Below are 19476 nucleotides of genomic sequence, written 5' to 3' on the forward strand. Positions count from 1 at the left end.
AACATAATCGCACGGCCTGGCCGTTGCGGTAGGTGAAACAAACTGTAAGGTGCCACTATGGGTAGACAGAAAGCAGTGATCAAAGCACGTCGTGAAGCGAAACGCGTTATTCGTCGTGACGCTCGTAGTCATCGCCAGCTGGAAGAAGAGTCTGTGACCTCGCTGGTGCAAATGGGGGGAGTCGAGTCTATCGGCATGGCGCGAGACAAGCGCGATAGCTCACCCATCGAGGCTAGAACCGAAGCTCAGGGTCATTACTTATCAGCCATAGAGAATAAGCAGCTGATCTTCGCCACCGGCGAAGCCGGCTGTGGCAAAACATTCATCAGCGCCGCCAAGGCGGCGGAGGCGCTGATCCATAAAGAGGTGGATCGGATTATCGTTACCCGTCCTGTTTTGCAGGCGGATGAAGACCTCGGTTTCTTGCCGGGGGATATCTCCGAGAAGTTCGCCCCTTATTTCCGCCCGGTGTATGACATTCTGGTACGTCGTTTAGGATCTTCCTTTATGCAGTACTGCCTGCGCCCGGAAATCGGCAAGGTAGAGATTGCGCCGTTCGCTTATATGCGCGGACGCACCTTCGAAAATGCGGTCGTTATCCTGGATGAAGCCCAGAACGTGACCGCCAGCCAGATGAAAATGTTCCTGACCCGCCTGGGGGAAAACGTGACGGTTATCGTTAACGGCGACGTGACCCAGTGCGACCTGCCGCGCGGCGTGAAATCCGGTCTCAGCGATGCCCTGGAGCGCTTCGAAGAGGACGAGATGATCGGCGTTATCCGCTTTGAAAAACAGGACTGCGTGCGCTCCGCTTTGTGCCAGCGCACGCTCAACGCTTACAGTTAACCTATCCGCTAATGGAAAGGCCGCTTCGGCGGCCTTTTTTTATCACCCCCCATTTCCGCTCTCGTTTCCGCTCTCGTTTAACCTTTGTGTAAATTATTGTGGTTTTCTGTATAGATTTTCGTTGAGTTAGCGTTAATGATTAATGGGTTCCAGATTGGCGCGCAGTTTGCCTGCGCCGCCAAAAGGACATTTTCTGGGGTGTGCGCCGCGCGGCGCATTGAGTGTGGGTTCCTTGCTGCGATTCAAACATGAAATACATCATTCTGATTTTGCTTATTTTATGCGTCGTCTATGTGCATTACCGCGGACGGGTGCGCTACAACGTTTGGCGGCAGCTGTCTGACCATTCCACCTTTACCGCACCGCTGAACGTCTTCATGTATCTGTTTTCTCGTGTGCCGACTACGCCGTACCTGAAGCCGGAGCAGTTCCCTGAGCTGGCGGTACTGCGGGAGAACTGGGAAACCATCCGCGACGAAGGACAGAAGCTGATGGAGATCCAGCAGATCAAAGCGTCCGATCAATTCAACGATGCCGGTTTCAACTCGTTCTTCAAGACCGGTTGGAAGCGCTTTTACCTGAAATGGTATGAAGACAGCCATCCTTCCGCCATGACCCTGTGCCCGCAGACCACGGAACTGCTGCGCAGCCTGCCTTCGGTCAAAGCGGCGATGTTCGCCGAACTGCCGGACGGCAGCCGTTTGCCGCGCCACCGCGATCCTTACGCCGGTTCGCTGCGTTATCACCTGGGGTTGATTACCCCCAACGATGACCGCTGCTTCATTGAGGTGGACGGTGAGCGCTACAGCTGGCGCGACGGTGAAGGGGTGATGTTCGATGAAACCTATCTGCACTACGCGGAAAACCAGAGCGGGCAGAATCGTCTGATCCTGTTCTGCGACATCGAACGGCCGATGCGCTACCGCTGGGCGCAGGCGGTGAATCACTGGCTGGGGCGCAACCTGATGAGCGCCGCCACCGCGCCGAATGAAGAGGGCGATCGCACCGGCGGCGTCAACAAGATGTTCAAATACATCTATGCGATACGCCGGGTGGGGAAACGCCTGAAGGCCTGGAACCGCACCGGTTATTACATCATCAAGTGGATTTTGTTCGGGGGGATCGCCGCGGCGATATTCTTCTCGGTATAACGAAGGCAGGGGCGCACAGAGTGCGCCCCTTTTTGATCAGGCGAAGATAGTCATCATGTAGGCGGCGAACAGCGCCAGGTGGGCGGTGCCGTTCAGCACGTTGGTGCGGCCGGTCGAGAACGACAGCTGGCACAGCAGCAACACCGTCAACATCACCACGATATGCGGCGTTTGCAGGCCGAAGATCAGCGTCTGCCCGGTCAGAGTAGCGATGATGGTCACCGCCGGCACCGTCAGGGAGATGGTCGCCAGCACCGAACCGAAGAACAGGTTCATGGCGCGTTGCACCTGATTGTTCAACACGGCGCGCAGCGCGCCCAGGCCTTCCGGCGACAGGATCAACAGCGCCACCAGGAAACCGGTGAACTGCGCCGGTGCATTCATCTTGGTCAGCAGGCCTTCCAGCGGATTGGCGTTGAACTTGGTGACGGCGATAACCGCGATCAGGTGCACGATGAGCCAGGCGGCGTGCCAGGCGCTGCTGTGGGAAGAGGGCTTGCCGTGGTGCGGGTCGCCATCGTCGTCTTCATGCTCGTACACGAACAGGCTCTGGTGGGTTTTGGTCTGGATCACCAGGAACACGCCATACATGGCGGCGGAGATCAACGCCACCAGCAGCGCTTGCCCGGTGCTGAAGTTGCCGCCTGGCAGCGCGCTCGGGAACACCAGCACGATCACCGCCAGCGGGAAAATCGCCATCAGATACTGTTTGATGCCGCCCAGGTTGACGTACTGGGTGGCGAACTTGCGCCCGCCGAGCAGCAGCGCAAAGCCGACCAGGCCGGCGGAAACGATCATGATGATGGAGTACAGCGTGTCGCGCATCAGCGCCGGCGCGGCGTCGCCGGTGGCCATCAGCGCGGAAATCAGGCTGACTTCGAGGATCACGACGGACAAACTGAGGATCAGCGAGCCGTAGGGTTCGCCCAATCGGTGAGCCAGCACGTCGGCGTGGCGCACCACGCTGAAGGCGCTGCTGAGGATCCCCACCAGCGCGAGAATATTGATGCCGACGATCAGCGGAAAGTTATCGGTGCTGCCCCATAGATTTAACACCACCAGCGCGGCGATAGGGAAGATCAGCGAGTATTCGGTGTGGCGAGATTTGGTGGATCGGCCAGGATCGTGTTGCGACTTCATGAGGGTGGCACTCCTTCTCAAACAGCGTAGCCCGTCAGCGCCGGTCGCCGTGATACGGCAACGTTGCGTTTCCAGTAGGTATTTTATATTAGGATACACCCGCGGCGCCGGTGTGATGTTGTTTTATCTGAGAAAGCAATTGCTTGCTTATGTGATCAGGGTAACAAAAAAACCGCACGGGGTGCGGTTTTATTTACTTACTTTTACGCAATAACGCCAATTTTTAGCGTTAGATTTGAGAAAAGTCGTGTTTACTTGTTTAGCTCGTGGTTAATCAAGGAAAATGAGACCGTCAGTCGTCAATGTTGTCCATGATTTCATGCCGTTTATTGTGGTAACCCTCTTCATTTAGCCCCTCACGCCAGTAAGGCACGGCATAAAGACGATTACGATCGCATTGACGTTCGCGACGCAGGTAGCGGCGCAGCTCTACCACCAGGCGATCTTCACCGGCGAGCCAGAAGTGGCTTTCGCCCTGCGGCAGGGACTGCGCGCGGAACCGAGCGACCAACTCGTCGGTCTTCTCCGTGCCGCCGACGACCCAATTGACCTCAACGTCGGCGGGTTTCTTCAGGTCAATGACGTCAGCGTTGCTGTCGACGCGGACGAAAGCGCGTCCGGCACTGTGTGGCGGCAGGTTTTCCAGCAGTGCGGCCAGCGCAGGCAGTGAGGAAGGATCGCCCGCCAGGCAGTAGAAGTCGGCGGCCGGCAGCATCGGCTTGGGGCCGCCCGGGTTGCTGATGCCGATTTTATCACCGGCTTTCGCCTGGCGTGCAAAGTCCACCGCCGGGCCCTGATGATCATGAATGGCGAACTCGATGTCCACTTCCGCCAGTTCCGGGCGCACGGCGCGGATGGAATAGGTGCGCACGATCGGGCGCACGGCGTCCGCAGCCCAACGCGGGCCGTTTTCGGTCAGCGTCGGCAGGTCCGGCTGCGTCTGGCCGGCGAGCGGCAAAAAGACTTTGATGTGTGCAGCGGCGGCATTGGCCGGGTAGTAACGCAGATCGGGAGCGGTAAAGGTAATGCGGCGCAGGTGCGGCGTCATGTCCTGTACGCGGCTGACGGCGATCAGGTAGGGGGCGCGTGAGCGAGGGGCTTCGGTAGTCACGGGATTCTCCTTATAGTTCGTTTGGCGGTGAGTATAACATGTCGTTTGATAATGAGAATTGTTTGCTAATTGAGACGAAACCGCATGTGGGCTAGGCTTAAGGTTCACTCATCCTGAAAGGGGAGGCCATATGCCCTACCACAGCACGAACGACTTGCCGGACAACGTTAAGCATGTGCTGCCGGAACATGCGCAGGCGATCTATAAAGAAGCGTTCAACAGCGCCTGGCAACAATACCGGGATCCCGATGAGCGGCGCGGTGACGACAGCCGGGAAGAGACGGCGCATAAGGTGGCCTGGGCGGCGGTCAAGCAAAGCTATCGCAAGGGCGACGACGAACGCTGGCATAAAAAGTAATGAATTATCACGCAGTAAAATCGCGCAGACATTATGTGGAACCCGGCAATTAATATTATTGCTGCTCAGTACAAATACTTTTTCACTTTAACGCCGCTTTGTAACTTGATTGCACGTCAGGAAAAGAATAAGGTCATTCTTATAAGGCGCGGTGATTGAATTAATAAAAATCCGCAGCCGAAAATAAAACATCAAAGGTTCAGCAGTGGCGAGGGAAGGCGAGAAATCGTATTCCCGGGAGGTAATATCAGTGTTAACGCGAGATTTTCTGCAAAAAGCGGATTGCAAAACTGCATTCGGCGCTATTGAGGAGTCGTTGTTGCTGACGCCTGAACAGCGTGCAGCCTCGTTGGATTGCACCTTATCGCGCCGGCCGGATCACAGCCCCGTATGGATATTCGGTTACGGTTCGCTGATGTGGAATCCAGTTTTCGAATCGGAAGAAGTGCGGCCGGCCACGCTGCAGGGCTGGCACCGGGCGTTCTGCATGCGCTTGACCGCCGGGCGCGGCACGCTGCATCAGCCGGGGCGCATGCTGGCGTTAAAAGCCGGCGGCCACACCACGGGCCTGGCGTTTCGTTTGCCGGAAAGCAAGTTGCGTGAAGAGTTGGAGCTGCTTTGGAAGCGCGAAATGGTGACCGATTGCTACGTGCCCACCTGGTGCGAGCTGCAGTTGGATGGCGGCGAGAAGGTTACTGCGTTGGTGTTCGTGATGAACCCGCAACATCCGCTGTTTGAAGAAGACACCAGCTACCAGGTGATTGCGCCATTGATCGCCAGCGCCAGCGGCCCGCTGGGCACCAACGCGCAATATCTGTTTGCGCTGGATAACGAGTTGAAGCACCACGGCATGCAGGATGATTGCATCGGCGATCTGGTGCGCTGTGTACAGCAGTGGCTGCAGCAGAACCGCACCGGCGGCATCGGCAGCGAGGCCACCGCCTGAGGCTGCTGCGGGAATACGAACGGTGAGGGGCTCAGCATGCTGAGCCCTTTTTTATATCTAATGCCTATATTTAATAACTTAATTTCCACAGTGATTTAAGGCATGCTTTTATTGTGGTTATCTATCCCGTTATTTTTAAAGTCATTAGCTGTTTTTTGTCAGTTTCCCACCCCACCTGCGAAGCAGAATGATCGACTTAGTATTAAATTGCATAAGTAAAGGTTATTTCTTATTTGTTCAGACTCTTCGGACTCCGTATCAATATGGCTAACGCTACTGGAAGAAACAGGGAGACGGGGATGAACTTTCAACAATTAAAAATTATTCGTGAATCGGCGCGCTGCAACTACAACCTGACTGAGGTCGCCAATACGTTATTTACCTCGCAGTCCGGCGTCAGTCGGCATATTCGCGAGCTGGAAGAAGAGCTGGGCATTGAAATATTCATTCGCCGCGGCAAACGGCTGCTGGGCATGACCGAACCCGGCAAAGAGCTGTTGGTGGTGGCGGAGCGCATTCTCAACGACGCCAACAACATCCGTCGCCTGGCGGACGTTTTCAGCAGCAACGACTCGGGGCAGCTGCATATCGCAACGACGCACACTCAGGCGCGTTACAGTCTGCCGGGGGTGATCAAAGAGTTTCGCGCGCTTTATCCGCGGGTGCGGGTGGTGCTCAATCAGGGCAGCCCTGAGGAGATCGTCTCGATGTTGGCCGCCGGAGAAGCCGATATCGGCATCGCCAGCGAACGGCTGATGAGTGACGAATCGCTGGCGGCGTTCCCTTACTACCGCTGGCATCACACCATCCTGGTGCCGGAAGGGCATGAGTTGACGCGTCAGCCGCAGGTGACGCTGGAGATGCTCAGCACCTTGCCGCTGATCACTTACCGCCAGGGCATTACCGGGCGCGCGAAGCTGGATGCGGCGTTCAAAGCGGCGGGCCTGACCCCGGACATCGCGCTCAGCGCGCAGGACTCCGACGTGATTAAAACCTACGTCGAGCTGGGGTTAGGCGTGGGCGTGCTGGCGGACATGTCGTATGAAAAAGAGCGCGATCGCGGCTTGGTCAGTCTCAACGCCGAGCATTTGTTTGAGCCTAATACGGTATGGCTGGGCCTGAAACGCAGCCAGCTGCAGCGCAACTATGCCTGGCGCTTTATCCAACTGTGCAACCCGACGCTGTCGCTGACCGAAATAAAGGACAAGGTCTTCTCGTCGCAGCTGGACGCGGTGATTGATTACCAGATTTAACAGCGCGTCATTGCCCTGCCGGACCGGATTGCTTGCGGGCTAATGCGGGATCAGTCGTCGGTACGTTCGATCAGATGACGTTTACTTTTTCTGAACGGGCCGATGGCTTCCCATTCCGGGAGTTCTTCGGGGGGGCGAGGGTTGGCCATCTCCCAGCGATGGTACTGACGTAGAATCTCTATGGCGATGCGTTTTTGCTCTTGAATGGAGAGCGTCGGGTCGGTCAGATCCTTATTTTTCATTTTTGCTTCCTTTTTGCGCGTTATTTGTACGCACCTTATCACATTTGGCACCGTATTTTTCCAGCGATTGTATGTACTTTTTCAGTGCGTTGAAGCTGGTTTTACATGTCATGGTACCGGGTATCACTTCAAAGGCGGCCTGACGGGTATACAGCGCCAACACGCGGTGATTAATGGCGTGGCTGATCAGCATGTCCGGCGGAGACGCCGGCGTCAGCCCCTGCTCTTGCAGGTTCAGGCCATACAGATACAGAGCCTGCAAGCAGTTGCGCAGCATATTGCCTTTCAGTGGATGTTGCGTTTCGCGCAAGGAGAAATTCTCCAGCGCGACAAGTTCGATAACGTTCTCGGCCTGGAGATAACGGCACAGACAAAAGCCTGCACGGCTCAGCGGGCTGGTTATTCGCCGGTAGACAAAAGCGAAACTTATGGGCATTTGGGCATGATATTTAAAGAGAGAGCGCCAATTTAACGTATGGCCGTTTTTTCTGCCTTTTTGCCAGCGCCGGTCTTGTACCGTCAGACGAGTCATAAAGAGATCCGACTCAAGCAGCACGCTGTTCATATCTGCCAATGTTTGCTCTATCGCTCTCTCATGCCGGAGTGAGAAGCCATTTTCTGATGGATGGTTTTCCATTTGCCCGTCCTTTGGGTGACCGAGCTCACGTTAATCACCCGATGAAACAGACTCAAACCTCGACTTTCATCGCTGCGAATCGCGCCGCAAAGACAATGGGCAATTGCTGCGAGGTGCCGCGAGAGTGCGATCGGCCGCGCAATCCTCGCTCTAATAATCAAAACCCCATCTATATACATAAAAAGAATATCTATAGTGATTTAAGTACCTTCAGCTGCCGATCGCGCTCGCATACACTCGCGAAATTATTATAAATTCCATCCGCTTGGAGAGTTTCAGATGAAAGCGCTCGTTCCTTCTTTGCTGTTTTTGGCCGTGGCGGCCAGCGTTGACGTACAGGCGGCGACGCCGGCCAACACGTTGGTGATCGCGCAGTCTATCGATGACGTGGTCAGCTTTGACCCGGCTCAGGGATTTGAGTTAACCACGGTGCAGTCGTTCAACAGCCTGTATCAACGTCTGATCCAGTCCGATCCGCACAATCCCGTCGATCTCAAACCGACCCTGGCCAGCCGTTGGCAGGCCGGCGCCGATAACCGCAGCCTGACCTTCAGCCTGCGCCCGGACGCCAAATTCGCCAGCGGCAACCCGCTGCGGCCGGAGGACGTGATCTTTTCGCTTTCACGGGTGGTGAAACTCAATCTCGAACCGTCGTTTATCCTGACGCAGCTGGGCTGGAACGCGAAGAACGTGGATCAACACCTGACCAAGGTGGATGACCATACGGTAAAAATCAGCTGGGATGAAAACGTCAGCCCGGCCTTCGTGCTCAGCCTGCTGTCGGCGCCGGTATCCTCGATCGTCGACGCCAAAGAGGCGCTGGCGCACCAGCAGGGCGACGATCTGGGGCACCAATGGTTGAACAGCCACTCCGCCGGCAGCGGCCCTTACAAAATCCGCACCTATGTGCCGCACGAAGTGGTGGTGTTGGACGCGAACCCCGGCTCGCCGGAAGGGGCGCCGACGTTGAAAACCATCCTGATCAAAAACGTGCCCGATCCGGCCGCGCGCCGTTTGCTGATTGAGCAGGGCGATGCCGACATCGCGCGCAACCTGGGGGCGGACCAGATGGCGGCCCTGAAGGGCAAGCCGGGCGTCAAACCGTTGGCCATTCCTTACGCCTCGCTTTATTTCCTGCAGTTCAACGCCAAGGCGTCGCCGGCGCTCGGCAACCCGGCGTTTTGGGAGGCGGCGCGCTGGCTGTTCGATTACCAAGGCATCGCCGACGATCTGCTGAAAGGGCAGTTCCAGAGCCATCAGGCATTCCTGCCGGACGGTTATCTGGGCGCGCTCAAGGATAGGCCGTACAGCTTCAATCCGCAGAAAGCCAAAGAAATACTGGCCAAAGCGGGGCTGAGCAACGTCAGTTTCCGTCTGGACGTCAACAACCAGCCGCCGTACCTGGATATCGCTCAGGCGCTGCAGGCCAGTTTTGCTCAGGGCGGCGTGAAGGTCGAACTGGTGCCGGGCATCAGCTCGCAGGTCTCCACCAAGGTGAAAGCGCTTAACTACGATGCGACGCTGACCTCCTGGGGGCCGGATTACTTCGACCCCAACACCAACGCGGCCGCCTTTGCCTACAACCCGGAGGACGGCAGCAAGACGCTGGCCTGGCGAGCCAACTGGCAGATCCCGGCGCTGAGCAAGTTGACGCTGGCCGCCACCGCGGAAAACGACACCGCCAAACGAGTGGCCGACTATCAGCAACTGCAAAAACAGGTGCAGCAAAGCTCGCCGTTCGTTATCGGCCTGCAGGCGCGCAGCCTGATCGCGGTGCGTGACAACCTCAAGGGCTATGTGCAGGGCATCAACCCTGACATGGTGTTCTACAGCAAGGTCAGCAAGTAATGGCCGCTGAACTCTCCGCCTCCGCCGGGCTAGCCCGGCGGTATTGGCGCTGGGGCGGGCGGCTGCTCGGCGGCGTGTTGTCGCTGGCGTTAACGCTGCTCGGCCTGCTGCTGTTCACCTTTATGCTGTCGCACCTGGCGCCGATCGATCCGGCGCTGCAGGTGGCGGGCGATCACGCCAGCGAAGCCACCTATGCGCAGGTGCGTCATGACCTGGGGCTGGATCAGCCGCTGCCGGTGCAATTTTGGCGCTATCTGGTGCACCTGGCGCACGGCGATTTAGGCATTTCACGCATAACCGCCCAGCCGGTGTTGAGCGATCTGCTGCGTACTTTCCCGGCGACGGTGGAGTTAGCCACCTGCGCCATTATCCTCGGCGCCCTCGGCGGCATTACGCTGGCGTTTCTGGCGGTGCTCAAACCAGGCAGCTGGCTGGATAACGCGGCGCGTCTGCTGTCGCTGATCGGCTATTCGGTACCGATTTTCTGGCTGAGCCTGCTCGGGCTGCTGCTGTTCTATGCCACGCTGCACTGGTCGGCGGGGCCGGGGCGGCTTGACGACATCTACTTGTACAGCATGGAGCCGCGCAGCGGTTTCGTGTTGATCGACAGCTGGCTGTCCGGCGATCGCGAAATGTTCTACAACGCCATCGGCCACCTGTGGCTGCCGGTAGTGGCGTTGGCGCTGCTGTCGATGGCCGGCATTACCCGATTGCTGCGGGCGGCGATGCTGGAAGAATGCAACAAGGAATACGTGACGCTGGCGCGTTCCAAGGGGGCCGGCCGCCTGCGCATTCTGCTGCGCCATGTGTTTCCCAACGTGCTGGGCACGCTGATCACCGTACTGTCTCTCTCCTATGCCAGCCTGTTGGAGGGCGCGGTATTGACCGAAACAGTGTTCGCCTGGCCCGGCGTCGGGCGCTATCTGACCTCGGCGCTGTTTGCCGCCGACACCCCGGCGATCCTCGGCGCCACGCTGCTGATCGGCACCTGTTTCGTGCTGTTGAATACCCTGGCCGATGCCTTGACCTATCTAGTGGATCCGCGAACCCGATGAGCCAATATCTCTCTGAACACGAACCTCAAAGCGAGCCGGCCGTCGGCTATCGCACCGGTCAGCGGCTGACCACGCTGACGCTCGGCGCAGCGCTGGTGGCGATCCTGATCGTCACCGCACTGCTGGCCCCGTGGTTGGCGCCTTTCGATCCCAATTTGCAGCATATCGAGCTGCGGCTGCTGCCGCCTTCCGCCACGCATTGGTTGGGCACCGACGGTTTCGGCCGCGACTTGCTCTCCCGCGTGATTTACGGCGCGCGGCCGACGCTGATTCTGGTGTCGCTGATTCTGGTGCTGACCATTCCTATCGGTCTGCTGGTGGGCATCTGTGCCGGTTATCTCGGCGGCTGGGCAGAACGCATCTTGATGCGTCTGACCGATATTTTCCTGTCGTTGCCGAGCCTGGTGATCGCGCTGGCGTTCGTGGCGGTGATGGGGCCGGGGCTGATGAACGGCGCGCTGGCGCTGGCGCTGACCAGCTGGCCAGCCTTTGCCCGTCAGGCGCGGGCCGAAACGCTGGCGCTGCGCCGCAGCGATTATCTGGCGGCGGCGCGCATGCAGGGCATCAACGGGCTGCGGCTGATGGTCGGCCACATTTTACCTTTATGCCTGCCCAGCGCGGTGGTGCGCGCGGCGCTGAGCCTGGGCGGCATCATCCTGTCCGCCGCCGGTCTGGGGTTCCTCGGCATGGGCGTCGCGCCGCCGACCGCCGAATGGGGCTCGATGGTGGCCGAAGGCAGTAAAGTGATTTTCGATCAATGGTGGGTCGCCGCCGCACCGGGCGGGGCGATCCTGTTCGCCAGCCTGGCCTTTAACCTGCTGGGCGATGGCCTGCGCGATAAAATGGATCCTCGTCATGGGCACTGATAACACCTTATTGACCGTTGAACGTTTGGCGATCGGCGTGCCGGGGCCGCAGCCGGCGGCGCTGGTGAAGAATATTTCGTTCAGCATGGGGCGGGAGCGGCTGGCGCTGGTCGGTGAGTCCGGCTCCGGCAAATCGTTGACCGCGCGTGCGCTGATGGGGCTATTGCCGCCGCCGTTGCAGCTGCGGGCGCAGCGCCTGACGCTGGGCGACGAAGACTTGACGCGCCTGAGCGAGCGCCAGTGGAGCCGACTGCGCGGCGACCGGGTGGCGATGGTGATGCAAGATCCCAAGCATGCGTTGAATCCCAATCAGCCGATTGGCCGTCAGGTGGAGGAGCCGCTGGTGTTGCATGCCAAGCTGAGCCGCGCCGAGCGGCGTGAAAAAGTGCTGGAGATGCTGGCGGCGGTGGGCTTGCCCGATCCGGCGGCGCTGTGTCGCCGCTATCCGCATCAGCTCTCCGGCGGGATGGGGCAGCGGGTGATGCTGGCCATCGCCCTGATCAACGATCCGCAGCTGCTGATTGCCGACGAACCCACCTCGGCGCTGGATCACCAGATGCGCGATCAGGTGCTGCAGCTGATAGAAAATCTGGTGGCGCAACGTAATATGGGGCTGATCCTGATCAGCCACGATCTGCAGCAGGTGGCGCACCACTGCGAGCGGGTACTGGTGATGTACAAAGGCGAGCTGTTGGATCAGCTGCCGGCAGCAGAGCTGGCGCAGGCCACGCACCCTTATACTCGCACGCTGTGGGCGTGTCGGCCGAGCCGCGAGACGCGCGGCAAGCCGCTGCCGGTGCTGGATCGCGCGCTACTGGAGGCATTGAAATGAGCGTGATTGCACTGGAGAACCTCAGCGTCAGCCATCGCCAGGGTTATGAACAGCGCACCGTGGTGCACGACGTTAACCTGCGTATCGAACCGGGCGAGTGCTTCGGCCTGGTGGGGCCTTCCGGCTGCGGCAAGTCCTCGCTGCTGTGGGTATTGGCCGGGTTGAACGACAGCTGGCGCGGCGGTTTTGAACTGCTCGGGCGGCGGCTGCAGCCGGGGCAGGCGTTCACCGGCGAACTGCGGCGTGAAGTGCAGATGGTGTTTCAGGATCCTTATGCTTCGCTTCACCCCAAGCAGCGGCTGTTGCGCACGTTGTCGGAACCGCTCAAACTGCTGCAGGAAAGCGACATCGAACGCAAAATCAGCGCGGGCTTTCGCCAGGTAGGATTGGATCCGCGCCTGCTGGATCGCTATCCGCATCAGCTGTCGGGCGGCCAACGGCAGCGCGTGGCGATCGTGCGCGCCTTGCTGTTGCGGCCGAAGCTGCTGCTGCTGGATGAGCCGACCTCGGCATTGGACATGTCGGTGCAGGCGGAGATCCTCAACTTGCTCAACGAGCTGAAACAGGCGGGCGATCTGACGCTGGTGCTGGTCAGTCACGATGCGGATGTGATCGACCATATGTGCGATCGCGCGGTGGCGATGGCGCACGGCCGTCTCCTTGCCTGAGCCAATGCCCGTCAATGCGGCGGGCATATCCATCTTGGTAATAAATAAAGCAATTTATCGTCGTTCTTCTGTTAATTCTTACCCCCTACACTCGAAAAACAACGCAACCGCGTGATTGTGGAGAGTGTATCGATGAAACGGTTAATCCCAACCTTATTATATGGCGCGCTGGCGACCGCTTTCGGCGCGCAGGCCGCCACCCCGCCGGATACCTTGGTGGTGGTCAGTTCGCTCGAGGGCATCATCAGCCTCGATCCGGCGGAGAGCTTTGAAACCGTCAGCTCGGCCAATCTGGTCAATCTCTATCAGCGCCTGGTGGCGCCGGATCGCGGTGCGCCGCAAAAGTTGGTGCCGGACGCCGCCGCCCGTTGGCAAGCGGGCGCCGATGGGCGCAGCCTGATCTTTACCCTGAAGCCGCAACAACGTTTCGCTTCCGGCAATCCGCTGCGTCCCAAGGACGTGATTTACTCACTGGTGCGTGCGGTGAAGCTGAACAAGGCGCCGTCCTTTATTCTCGCTGAGTTTGGCTGGACGCCGGATAACGTCGAGCAGCAGCTGAAGAAGATCGGGGATAACCAGGTGCAGCTCAGTTGGTCGGCCAACATCGGCAGCGAGCTGGCGCTGCGGCTGCTGACGGCGAACGTGGCTTCGATCGTGGATGAGAAGCTGTTGAGCGAACACGCGCAGCAGGGGGACTTCGGGAACGCCTGGCTGCGCAACCATTCGGCCGGCGGCGGCCCGTATCGGGTGAATAACTATGTGCCGCATGAGGCACTGCTGTTTGGCCGCAACGATTACGCGCCGTCGCCGGCCCGGTTGAAAACGGTGTTATTCAAGAACGTCAGCGATGCCGGCACCCGCCGTTTACTGTTGCTGAAGGGGGATGCCGACGTGGCCTACGATCTGGGCGCTGACCAGTTCGACTCGCTGCGCAAAGCGCCGGGCGTGCGCATTGAGCAGGCCGATGCGCCCAAGGTGTATTACCTCGGTTTCAATACCGGCAGCAAAGACAACCCGGCGCTGGGCAATCCGGCGCTGTGGCAGGCGGCGCGCTGGTTGGTGGATTATCAGAGCATCGCCGAACGGTTGCTGAAAGGGCAATATCGCGTGCATCAGGCCTTCTTGCCGCAGGGCTTGGACGGTGCGCTCGACGAGCGGCCGTTTAAGCTCGATGTGGACAAGGCCAAACAGATCCTGCGCGATGCCGGCATCAACGAGGGCACAAGCATCAGCCTGATCGTCATCAACCAGCCGCCGTATACCGACATCGCGCAGGCGCTGCAGGCCAGCTTTGCACAGGCTGGGCTGCGGCTGGACATTCATCCGGTGGTGGAGAGCGATCTGTGGGGCAAGATGCGCGGCCGCGATTTCCAGGCGATCTTCACCTATTGGGGCGCCGACTATCTGGATCCGAACACCAACGCCAGCGCCTTTGCCTACAATGTGCCGGGCGGGCCGAAGACCCTGGCCTGGCGCACCCAGTGGAGCATTCCCGCCATCAGCGCGGAAACGCGTGCGGCGGCTGCGGAAGGCGACAGCGCAGCGCGCAGCGCACGTTACGCCGCGCTGCAACGGGAATTGCAGGCCAGTTCGCCTTATGTGCTGGCGCTGCAGGGGCAAACGCTGGTGGCATTACGGGACAATGTTGAAGATGCCCGGGTGGATATCGCCAACAGCATGCTGTATTTGGATCGGGTGAATAAAACGCAGCCGTGAACGAAAAATGCCCCCTCGCCGCCGAGAGGAGAGGGGGCCTGGCCGGTGTTAACGCGGCGAGCTCACCACGGCGTGCCGGCGAGATTCAGCTTATTGAGGATTGTCGGCAGGCTGTCGGTCACCAGCGCCTGCAGATCGCCGTACCAAAACTGCTGCACGCCGACCTGGTTGATATACAGATAGGACGCGATGCCCAGCGAGAAGCACAGCAACGTTAGCAGCACCCGGCTTACCGCGTCTTTCAGATTGCCGCACACCATCACCATAAAGATCAGCACGAAGATCATCATGTTGAATGAATAGCGGTTGGCCACCTCTTCAAAGCTGATGGTGGCGAAGAACACCGCGCAGTTATAAAGGAACATCAGGCGCACGGCATAGGCGGCTTGTACAAACTGAGGCGATGGCGTATGGAACTTGTAGCGGGCGAATTGATACAGCGTCTCCACCACGCCGACGTACAGCAGCGTGATTTGGATTTTGCGCACCGGGTTATTACCGAAGTCGCCGCTGACGTAGGCTTCGGCGCGCGAGGCCAGAAAGTCGTTGCCGACGACGGCGATCAGTTTAGGCATCAGCACCGCGCCGCCGAGGTAACAGGCGGCGAACAGCGCCAGCACAGGCAGGGTGCCCACGGTGCGCCAGCGCGCGGGCAGCAGCAGATAGGGCAGAAACAGGAAAGCGGAAAAATGGCTGAAGGACGCCATCACGATCCAGAGCAACATGCGGCCGCGGTGCTGTTCCGACACGGCCAGCACCAGGAAAGAGAGCGCTAGCCCCTGCCGCAACAGGTTGCCGTACAGCCCCTGGAAATTGTACTGGCAGCAGAACAAAAACAGGATCACGGCAAAGTAAGTGCGCGACAGGCGGTAAACGCCCAGCGCCAGCAGCGAAAAGCTGATAAGGAAGAAGGCGGCGAATGCGCCATTACCGACGCCAAACCAGGTGGCAGTCAGTTTAAACAACAGGTGCGAGACAAAGTCGGTGCCGGAAAACTGCGCCAACCAGTCCATCAGGCCGTAGCCGCTGTACTGCTGCATCTCAAGGTAGTAGTTCACCTTGTCGTTCATCACCGGCTCGAGGTTCTTCGTCGCCAGCGGCACCGCGGATATCACGGTCAGCAGCAGGAAGGCGGTGAGATTCAGCACGCGATCGGGTTGCTGGCGCAGCAGCATAAAGGCGGCGATCAAGCCGCTGCAAATCACCAACGATAAATAGGGGGCGAACCAAACGCCTGTGATGGCGACGGCGCCCAGCAGCAGCCATTGCACGGAAGAATGCGCCTGTTCGCTGTCGGGAAGGGCGGCGAGTGGCCTGACCGGGTTTTGCATGGGATGCTCCATGGCGTGATCCAGCTGGGGAACATAACACCGGGGCCTAAAGGGACACAGTGAGTTTTGGTGAAATAGGCAAAATTTCACCGGGTTATCATCCCTTGCCGGCAGCGGAAAAATGGCCGTCGGCGAGGCTGGGTAAAAACGGTGCGAAATGCGCAGAACCGCGTTCTGCCTCGATTTCATGTGGGGTTGATGCTGTGAAATAAATGAAATTCCACTGCGGGCCAGGTGAGCCGGGACCGGTCAGCAGGCATAGCCAGCCGGCCGCCGCTAACCCGATACCGAAAGGTTGCGGCGTTCGCCAGGCTCGGCGGTTGTGCAGGCCACGCGCCAACGCGACGCCCAATCCGAACGCCGCCGCCAGAAAGACCAGCAGCGGCAACATCGTCCAGCCAAGCCAGGCGCCCAGCGCCGCCAGCAGTTTGAAATCGCCCTGGCCGATGCCGTCACGCCGCTGCGTCAGCCGGTAGAGCGCATTGAGCAGCCATAACGCGCCGTAACCGGCGACGGCACCCAGCACGGCGTCTTCCAGCGGCGCCCAGCGAGCGTCAAGGTTGCACAGTAGCCCGCCCCACAGCAGCGGCTGAGTCAGTCGATCCGGCAGCCACCGATGGCGCCAGTCCAGCCAGGCCAGGGCGATCAGGAGCGCCGCGGCCGGCACTAACCCCCATCGAGGCGCTGCAGCCAGGCTCAGGGGCAGCGTCGCCAACGCCAGCCCCAGTGCCGTCAGCAGCGGCCCCTGAAGGCGCAACCTCTGTGGGCGATCGTTGACGCCCTCCACGCGTTCCAGCCACGTAATGAGCGCGAAGGCGATCAGGCCCGCCGACAGCAGCGCGGTGAAAAACAGCGCGTGCCACAGTAAAGAAAGCAACATCCGGACTCCGCCAGTCGTAGAACAGACGGCTAAAATAACGGCAAAATGCGTATTTCATCAGGGGAAAACGCGGTCGGTTGTGAGGAATGCGCAGGCGTTCGCATCGCCACGCTGCGTATTGCAGGGGTGTACAATGCCCTGCGCGGTGGCGCGCAGCCACGGGGTACTGTGCTTTTTATCGGCAAAATCGGCGCTAAAATGCGGTGAATTCACCTGGCGGCCGGAATGGATCGGTAAAGGGTACAAGTGACGACGTCACTGGGGAGCGATTGGGGTTTATCCTATTGTTTCTGCTCGGCAAGCCGTTAGGCTATGAGGACATAGGCGCCCCCGCCGGGCTGGGGGGCGTGAGGTTTTTCAGCGCTGTCGCGGGAATGGCGGCGGCAAAGCAGTGGGTTGGCGTGCTCCAGGAAGGAGGGAAGCCAACGGTGTCATGAAAGACGTTATTCAGGCAGTACTCATCAAGACTAAAAAACGATTCTGGCACCGACGCCAGACGGCGTGGCTGGCCGGGCCGCTGGTGTGGCTGGCCGGCGCGGCGCCCGCGTGCGCCGAATCCCCACCGGCGCCGGACAGCGTTATCTCTTCCGAACAGGCCGGCGCAGATCCGGCGGCGAACTTGCCCGAACTGGGCGGTGCGCCCGACGATGCCGCGCGCGAGAAGCAGTGGGCCGAGATGGCCAAACAGCTCGGCGAAAAAGATCTGAACAACGTTTCACGTCAGCAGATGCGCAGCCGCGCTGAAGACTATTTGCTGGGCCAGGCGACCGGCGCGCTGCAGCAACAGGCGCAAGAACTGCTGTCTCCGTTGGGAACCGCCCGGCTGTCGCTGAAGATGAACGGCGAGGGCGATTTTACCGGCAGCAACGGCCAGCTCTTCAGCCCGTTGTACGACGTCGACGGGTTGTTGACCTACAGCCAAATCGGCTGGCTGCAGCAAAGCGCCGGGGCGCTCGGCAATGTCGCGCTGGGGCAACGCTGGATCGCCGGTGACTGGCTGCTGGGTTACAACACGGCGCTCGACAGCGATTTCGCCCGGCAGCGCAATCGCGGCAGCGTGGGGGCGGAAGCCTGGGGGGACTATCTGCGTTTCTCCACCAACTATTACTATCCGCTGTCGGCGCTGTCGCAACAGCCCGGCGATGGGGTATTTTTCAGCCGTCCGGCGCGCGGTTACGACATCACGACGCAGGGCTATTTGCCGTTCTATCGCCAAATCGGCGGTTCGCTCAGCTATGAACAGTACCTGGGCGAGAATGTCGATCTGTTCGGCAGCGGCAAGAAACAGAACGATCCGCGCGCGATGCAGCTGGGGCTCAACTATACCCCGGTGCCGCTGGTGACGATGAAGGCGTTGCATAAGATTGGTGCGGGCGGGCAGAGCCAGGATCAGGTGGAACTGGCGCTGAGCTACCGGCTCGGGGTGCCGCTGGTCAAGCAGATTTCGCCGGAGTATGTGGCGCAGGCCAAGTCGCTGCGCGGCAGCCGCTACGATCCTGTCGAACGTAAAAACGTGCCGGTGCTGGAGTTCCGCCAGCGCAAGACGCTGCAGGTGTTCCTGGCCACGCCGCCGTGGAGCCTGCAGGCGGGGGAAACCGTGCCGCTGGTGTTGGAAATCAAGGCGTTGCACGGGATTTCTCACGTCAGCTGGCAGGGGGATACGCAGGCGCTGAGCCTGACACCGCCGCACAATGCCAACGACCCGCAGGGCTGGACGGCGATCGTGCCGCCGTGGGATGACGCCCCGGGCGCCGCCAACAGCTATCGGCTGTCGGTCACGCTGGAGGACGACAAACAGCAGCGCGTGACGTCCAACTGGATAGAACTGAAAGTGGCGCCGCCGCTGACGGCGACCGCCGGTGATGAAGCGGATCAGCCACCGATCCAAACCCTGACGCCGCCGCCGATCCCGGCGCAAACCGGGCCGCTGTACGGCGACGATTAACCGTTTTTACCCTGCAACACCCACACGGCGGCCTCGACGCGGGATTTCAGCTTCATCTTTTTCAGCAGGTGTTTGACGTGTACCTTGACGGTGCTTTCCGTGATGGTGAGGCGGCGGGCGATCAGCTTGTTCGGCAGCCCCTGGGCGATCAGCTTCAGGATATCCCGTTCGCGCGGCGTCAGTTGCTGAATATCGCGCTCGGCGCTTGGGCGGTTTTCCCGCAGGCTGGCGGCGAGGATCGGCGTCAGCGTTTCGCTGAGCACCATCTGCCCGGCCGCCGCCTGATGCAGCGCCTTAAGCAGATCCTCCGGCTCCATGTCTTTCAGCAGATAGCCATCGGCGCCCCGCTTGAGCGCGCTGACGACGTCGTCTTCATGGTTGGATACGCTGAACACCACGATGCGCCCCGACAGGTCGGTCTGGCGCAGGCGATCCAGCGTTTCCAGCCCGTTGATGCCGGGCATGTTCAGGTCGAGCAGGATCAGATCCGGATCGTGCTGCTCCGCCAGCGCGACCCCTTGTTCACCGTTGCTGGCCTCGGCGATGACCTGCAGGCGAGCGTCCATGCCGATCAGCTGTTTTACGCCGTTGCGCAGCATGGGGTGGTCGTCGATCAGTAAGATGGTGGCGGCGGTTTCTGTCGTCATGGTG

General features: G+C 59.8%; 19 protein-coding genes. 12 read left to right on the forward strand and 7 right to left on the reverse strand.

Annotated elements, in window-relative coordinates; genetic code table 11:
* Window positions 1-57: 57 nt before the first annotated feature.
* Window positions 58-846: a phosphate starvation-inducible protein PhoH gene (gene phoH / locus J0X03_RS09350; RefSeq protein ID WP_015378226.1), complete on the forward strand. Its 789-nt coding sequence runs from the start codon at window positions 58-60 to the stop codon at window positions 844-846.
* A 248-nt stretch (window positions 847-1094) separates the two neighbouring features.
* Window positions 1095-1997 (forward strand): lipid A hydroxylase LpxO, encoded by a 903-nt coding sequence (lpxO, locus tag J0X03_RS09355; protein WP_025303230.1) that lies wholly within the window; start codon window positions 1095-1097, stop codon window positions 1995-1997.
* A 36-nt stretch (window positions 1998-2033) separates the two neighbouring features.
* On the opposite strand, the gene chaA is transcribed toward lpxO, so the two are convergent.
* Entirely contained in the window at window positions 2034-3137 is a 1104-nt protein-coding gene (gene chaA, locus J0X03_RS09360; RefSeq protein WP_025303229.1) for a sodium-potassium/proton antiporter ChaA, read from the reverse strand.
* A 292-nt stretch (window positions 3138-3429) separates the two neighbouring features.
* On the reverse strand, window positions 3430-4248 hold the full coding sequence (locus J0X03_RS09365; RefSeq protein WP_033643460.1) for a siderophore-interacting protein: 819 nt from the start codon (window positions 4246-4248) through the stop codon (window positions 3430-3432).
* A 130-nt stretch (window positions 4249-4378) separates the two neighbouring features.
* On the opposite strand from J0X03_RS09365, the gene chaB reads away from it, so the two are divergent.
* The 3 genes from chaB (at window position 4379) to cbl (ending at window position 6805) form a co-directional block, all read left to right on the forward strand.
* Window positions 4379-4606, forward strand: a complete 228-nt coding sequence (gene chaB, locus J0X03_RS09370; protein WP_033643458.1) for a putative cation transport regulator ChaB — start codon at window positions 4379-4381, stop codon at window positions 4604-4606.
* A gap of 250 nt (window positions 4607-4856) precedes the next feature.
* A complete protein-coding gene (locus J0X03_RS09375) occupies window positions 4857-5552 on the forward strand; it encodes a gamma-glutamylcyclotransferase (protein ID WP_033643457.1) in 696 nt (231 codons plus the stop codon).
* A 299-nt stretch (window positions 5553-5851) separates the two neighbouring features.
* Entirely contained in the window at window positions 5852-6805 is a 954-nt protein-coding gene (gene cbl / locus J0X03_RS09380; RefSeq protein ID WP_033634950.1) for an HTH-type transcriptional regulator Cbl, read from the forward strand.
* Between the two features lie 50 nt (window positions 6806-6855).
* Here the strand turns inward: cbl and J0X03_RS09385 are convergent, their stop codons facing one another.
* Window positions 6856-7047, reverse strand: coding sequence for a hypothetical protein (locus tag J0X03_RS09385; RefSeq protein ID WP_033643456.1), 192 nt, complete (start codon window positions 7045-7047; stop codon window positions 6856-6858).
* On the reverse strand, window positions 7037-7684 hold the full coding sequence (locus tag J0X03_RS09390; RefSeq protein WP_033643455.1) for a hypothetical protein: 648 nt from the start codon (window positions 7682-7684) through the stop codon (window positions 7037-7039). The genes J0X03_RS09385 and J0X03_RS09390 overlap by 11 nt, the downstream gene beginning before the upstream one ends.
* Before the next feature lie 279 nt (window positions 7685-7963).
* Between J0X03_RS09390 and J0X03_RS09395 the strand changes: the two genes are divergently transcribed.
* From J0X03_RS09395 to J0X03_RS09420, 6 genes are all read left to right on the forward strand, one after another.
* On the forward strand, window positions 7964-9532 hold the full coding sequence (locus J0X03_RS09395; RefSeq protein WP_089197169.1) for an ABC transporter substrate-binding protein: 1569 nt from the start codon (window positions 7964-7966) through the stop codon (window positions 9530-9532).
* Window positions 9532-10587, forward strand: coding sequence for an ABC transporter permease (locus J0X03_RS09400; protein ID WP_129992984.1), 1056 nt, complete (start codon window positions 9532-9534; stop codon window positions 10585-10587). The genes J0X03_RS09395 and J0X03_RS09400 overlap by 1 nt, the downstream gene beginning before the upstream one ends.
* Entirely contained in the window at window positions 10584-11453 is an 870-nt protein-coding gene (locus J0X03_RS09405; RefSeq protein ID WP_046687287.1) for an ABC transporter permease, read from the forward strand. Before J0X03_RS09400 ends, J0X03_RS09405 begins: the two co-directional genes overlap by 4 nt.
* Complete coding sequence (locus J0X03_RS09410) at window positions 11443-12285, forward strand: ABC transporter ATP-binding protein (RefSeq protein WP_042784795.1); 843 nt, start codon at window positions 11443-11445, stop codon at window positions 12283-12285. Before J0X03_RS09405 ends, J0X03_RS09410 begins: the two co-directional genes overlap by 11 nt.
* On the forward strand, window positions 12282-12953 hold the full coding sequence (locus J0X03_RS09415) for an ABC transporter ATP-binding protein (protein ID WP_160204376.1): 672 nt from the start codon (window positions 12282-12284) through the stop codon (window positions 12951-12953). The genes J0X03_RS09410 and J0X03_RS09415 overlap by 4 nt, the downstream gene beginning before the upstream one ends.
* 132 nt (window positions 12954-13085) lie before the next feature.
* Window positions 13086-14669, forward strand: coding sequence for an ABC transporter substrate-binding protein (locus J0X03_RS09420; protein WP_160204375.1), 1584 nt, complete (start codon window positions 13086-13088; stop codon window positions 14667-14669).
* Between the two features lie 62 nt (window positions 14670-14731).
* Here J0X03_RS09420 and J0X03_RS09425 read toward each other — a convergent pair whose 3' ends face one another.
* Complete coding sequence (locus tag J0X03_RS09425) at window positions 14732-16000, reverse strand: EpsG family protein (RefSeq protein ID WP_160204374.1); 1269 nt, start codon at window positions 15998-16000, stop codon at window positions 14732-14734.
* Between the two features lie 97 nt (window positions 16001-16097).
* Entirely contained in the window at window positions 16098-16880 is a 783-nt protein-coding gene (locus J0X03_RS09430; protein ID WP_099785974.1) for a prepilin peptidase, read from the reverse strand.
* Between the two features lie 433 nt (window positions 16881-17313).
* Between J0X03_RS09430 and J0X03_RS09435 the strand changes: the two genes are divergently transcribed.
* Complete coding sequence (locus J0X03_RS09435) at window positions 17314-18825, forward strand: YchO/YchP family invasin (protein ID WP_096242336.1); 1512 nt, start codon at window positions 17314-17316, stop codon at window positions 18823-18825.
* Here J0X03_RS09435 and narL read toward each other — a convergent pair.
* Window positions 18822-19472 (reverse strand): two-component system response regulator NarL, encoded by a 651-nt coding sequence (narL, locus tag J0X03_RS09440; RefSeq protein WP_033643446.1) that lies wholly within the window; start codon window positions 19470-19472, stop codon window positions 18822-18824. The genes J0X03_RS09435 and narL overlap by 4 nt on opposite strands.
* Window positions 19473-19476: the final 4 nt, after the last annotated feature.

This window comes from Serratia ureilytica (assembly GCF_017309605.1).
In the GTDB taxonomy this organism is placed as follows: Bacteria; Pseudomonadota; Gammaproteobacteria; order Enterobacterales; family Enterobacteriaceae; genus Serratia; species Serratia ureilytica.

Coding starts and splice junctions, on each gene's coding strand:
- phoH (WP_015378226.1), top strand. CDS start 58: ATGGGTAGACAGAAAGCAGTGATCAAAGCACGTCGTGAAGCGAAACGC.
- lpxO (WP_025303230.1), top strand. CDS start 1,095: ATGAAATACATCATTCTGATTTTGCTTATTTTATGCGTCGTCTATGTG.
- chaA (WP_025303229.1), bottom strand. CDS start 3,137: ATGAAGTCGCAACACGATCCTGGCCGATCCACCAAATCTCGCCACACC.
- chaB (WP_033643458.1), top strand. CDS start 4,379: ATGCCCTACCACAGCACGAACGACTTGCCGGACAACGTTAAGCATGTG.
- cbl (WP_033634950.1), top strand. CDS start 5,852: ATGAACTTTCAACAATTAAAAATTATTCGTGAATCGGCGCGCTGCAAC.
- J0X03_RS09385 (WP_033643456.1), bottom strand. CDS start 7,047: ATGAAAAATAAGGATCTGACCGACCCGACGCTCTCCATTCAAGAGCAA.
- J0X03_RS09390 (WP_033643455.1), bottom strand. CDS start 7,684: ATGGAAAACCATCCATCAGAAAATGGCTTCTCACTCCGGCATGAGAGA.
- J0X03_RS09395 (WP_089197169.1), top strand. CDS start 7,964: ATGAAAGCGCTCGTTCCTTCTTTGCTGTTTTTGGCCGTGGCGGCCAGC.
- J0X03_RS09400 (WP_129992984.1), top strand. CDS start 9,532: ATGGCCGCTGAACTCTCCGCCTCCGCCGGGCTAGCCCGGCGGTATTGG.
- J0X03_RS09405 (WP_046687287.1), top strand. CDS start 10,584: ATGAGCCAATATCTCTCTGAACACGAACCTCAAAGCGAGCCGGCCGTC.
- J0X03_RS09410 (WP_042784795.1), top strand. CDS start 11,443: ATGGGCACTGATAACACCTTATTGACCGTTGAACGTTTGGCGATCGGC.
- J0X03_RS09415 (WP_160204376.1), top strand. CDS start 12,282: ATGAGCGTGATTGCACTGGAGAACCTCAGCGTCAGCCATCGCCAGGGT.
- J0X03_RS09420 (WP_160204375.1), top strand. CDS start 13,086: ATGAAACGGTTAATCCCAACCTTATTATATGGCGCGCTGGCGACCGCT.
- J0X03_RS09425 (WP_160204374.1), bottom strand. CDS start 16,000: ATGCAAAACCCGGTCAGGCCACTCGCCGCCCTTCCCGACAGCGAACAG.
- J0X03_RS09430 (WP_099785974.1), bottom strand. CDS start 16,880: ATGTTGCTTTCTTTACTGTGGCACGCGCTGTTTTTCACCGCGCTGCTG.
- J0X03_RS09435 (WP_096242336.1), top strand. CDS start 17,314: ATGAAAGACGTTATTCAGGCAGTACTCATCAAGACTAAAAAACGATTC.
- narL (WP_033643446.1), bottom strand. CDS start 19,472: ATGACGACAGAAACCGCCGCCACCATCTTACTGATCGACGACCACCCC.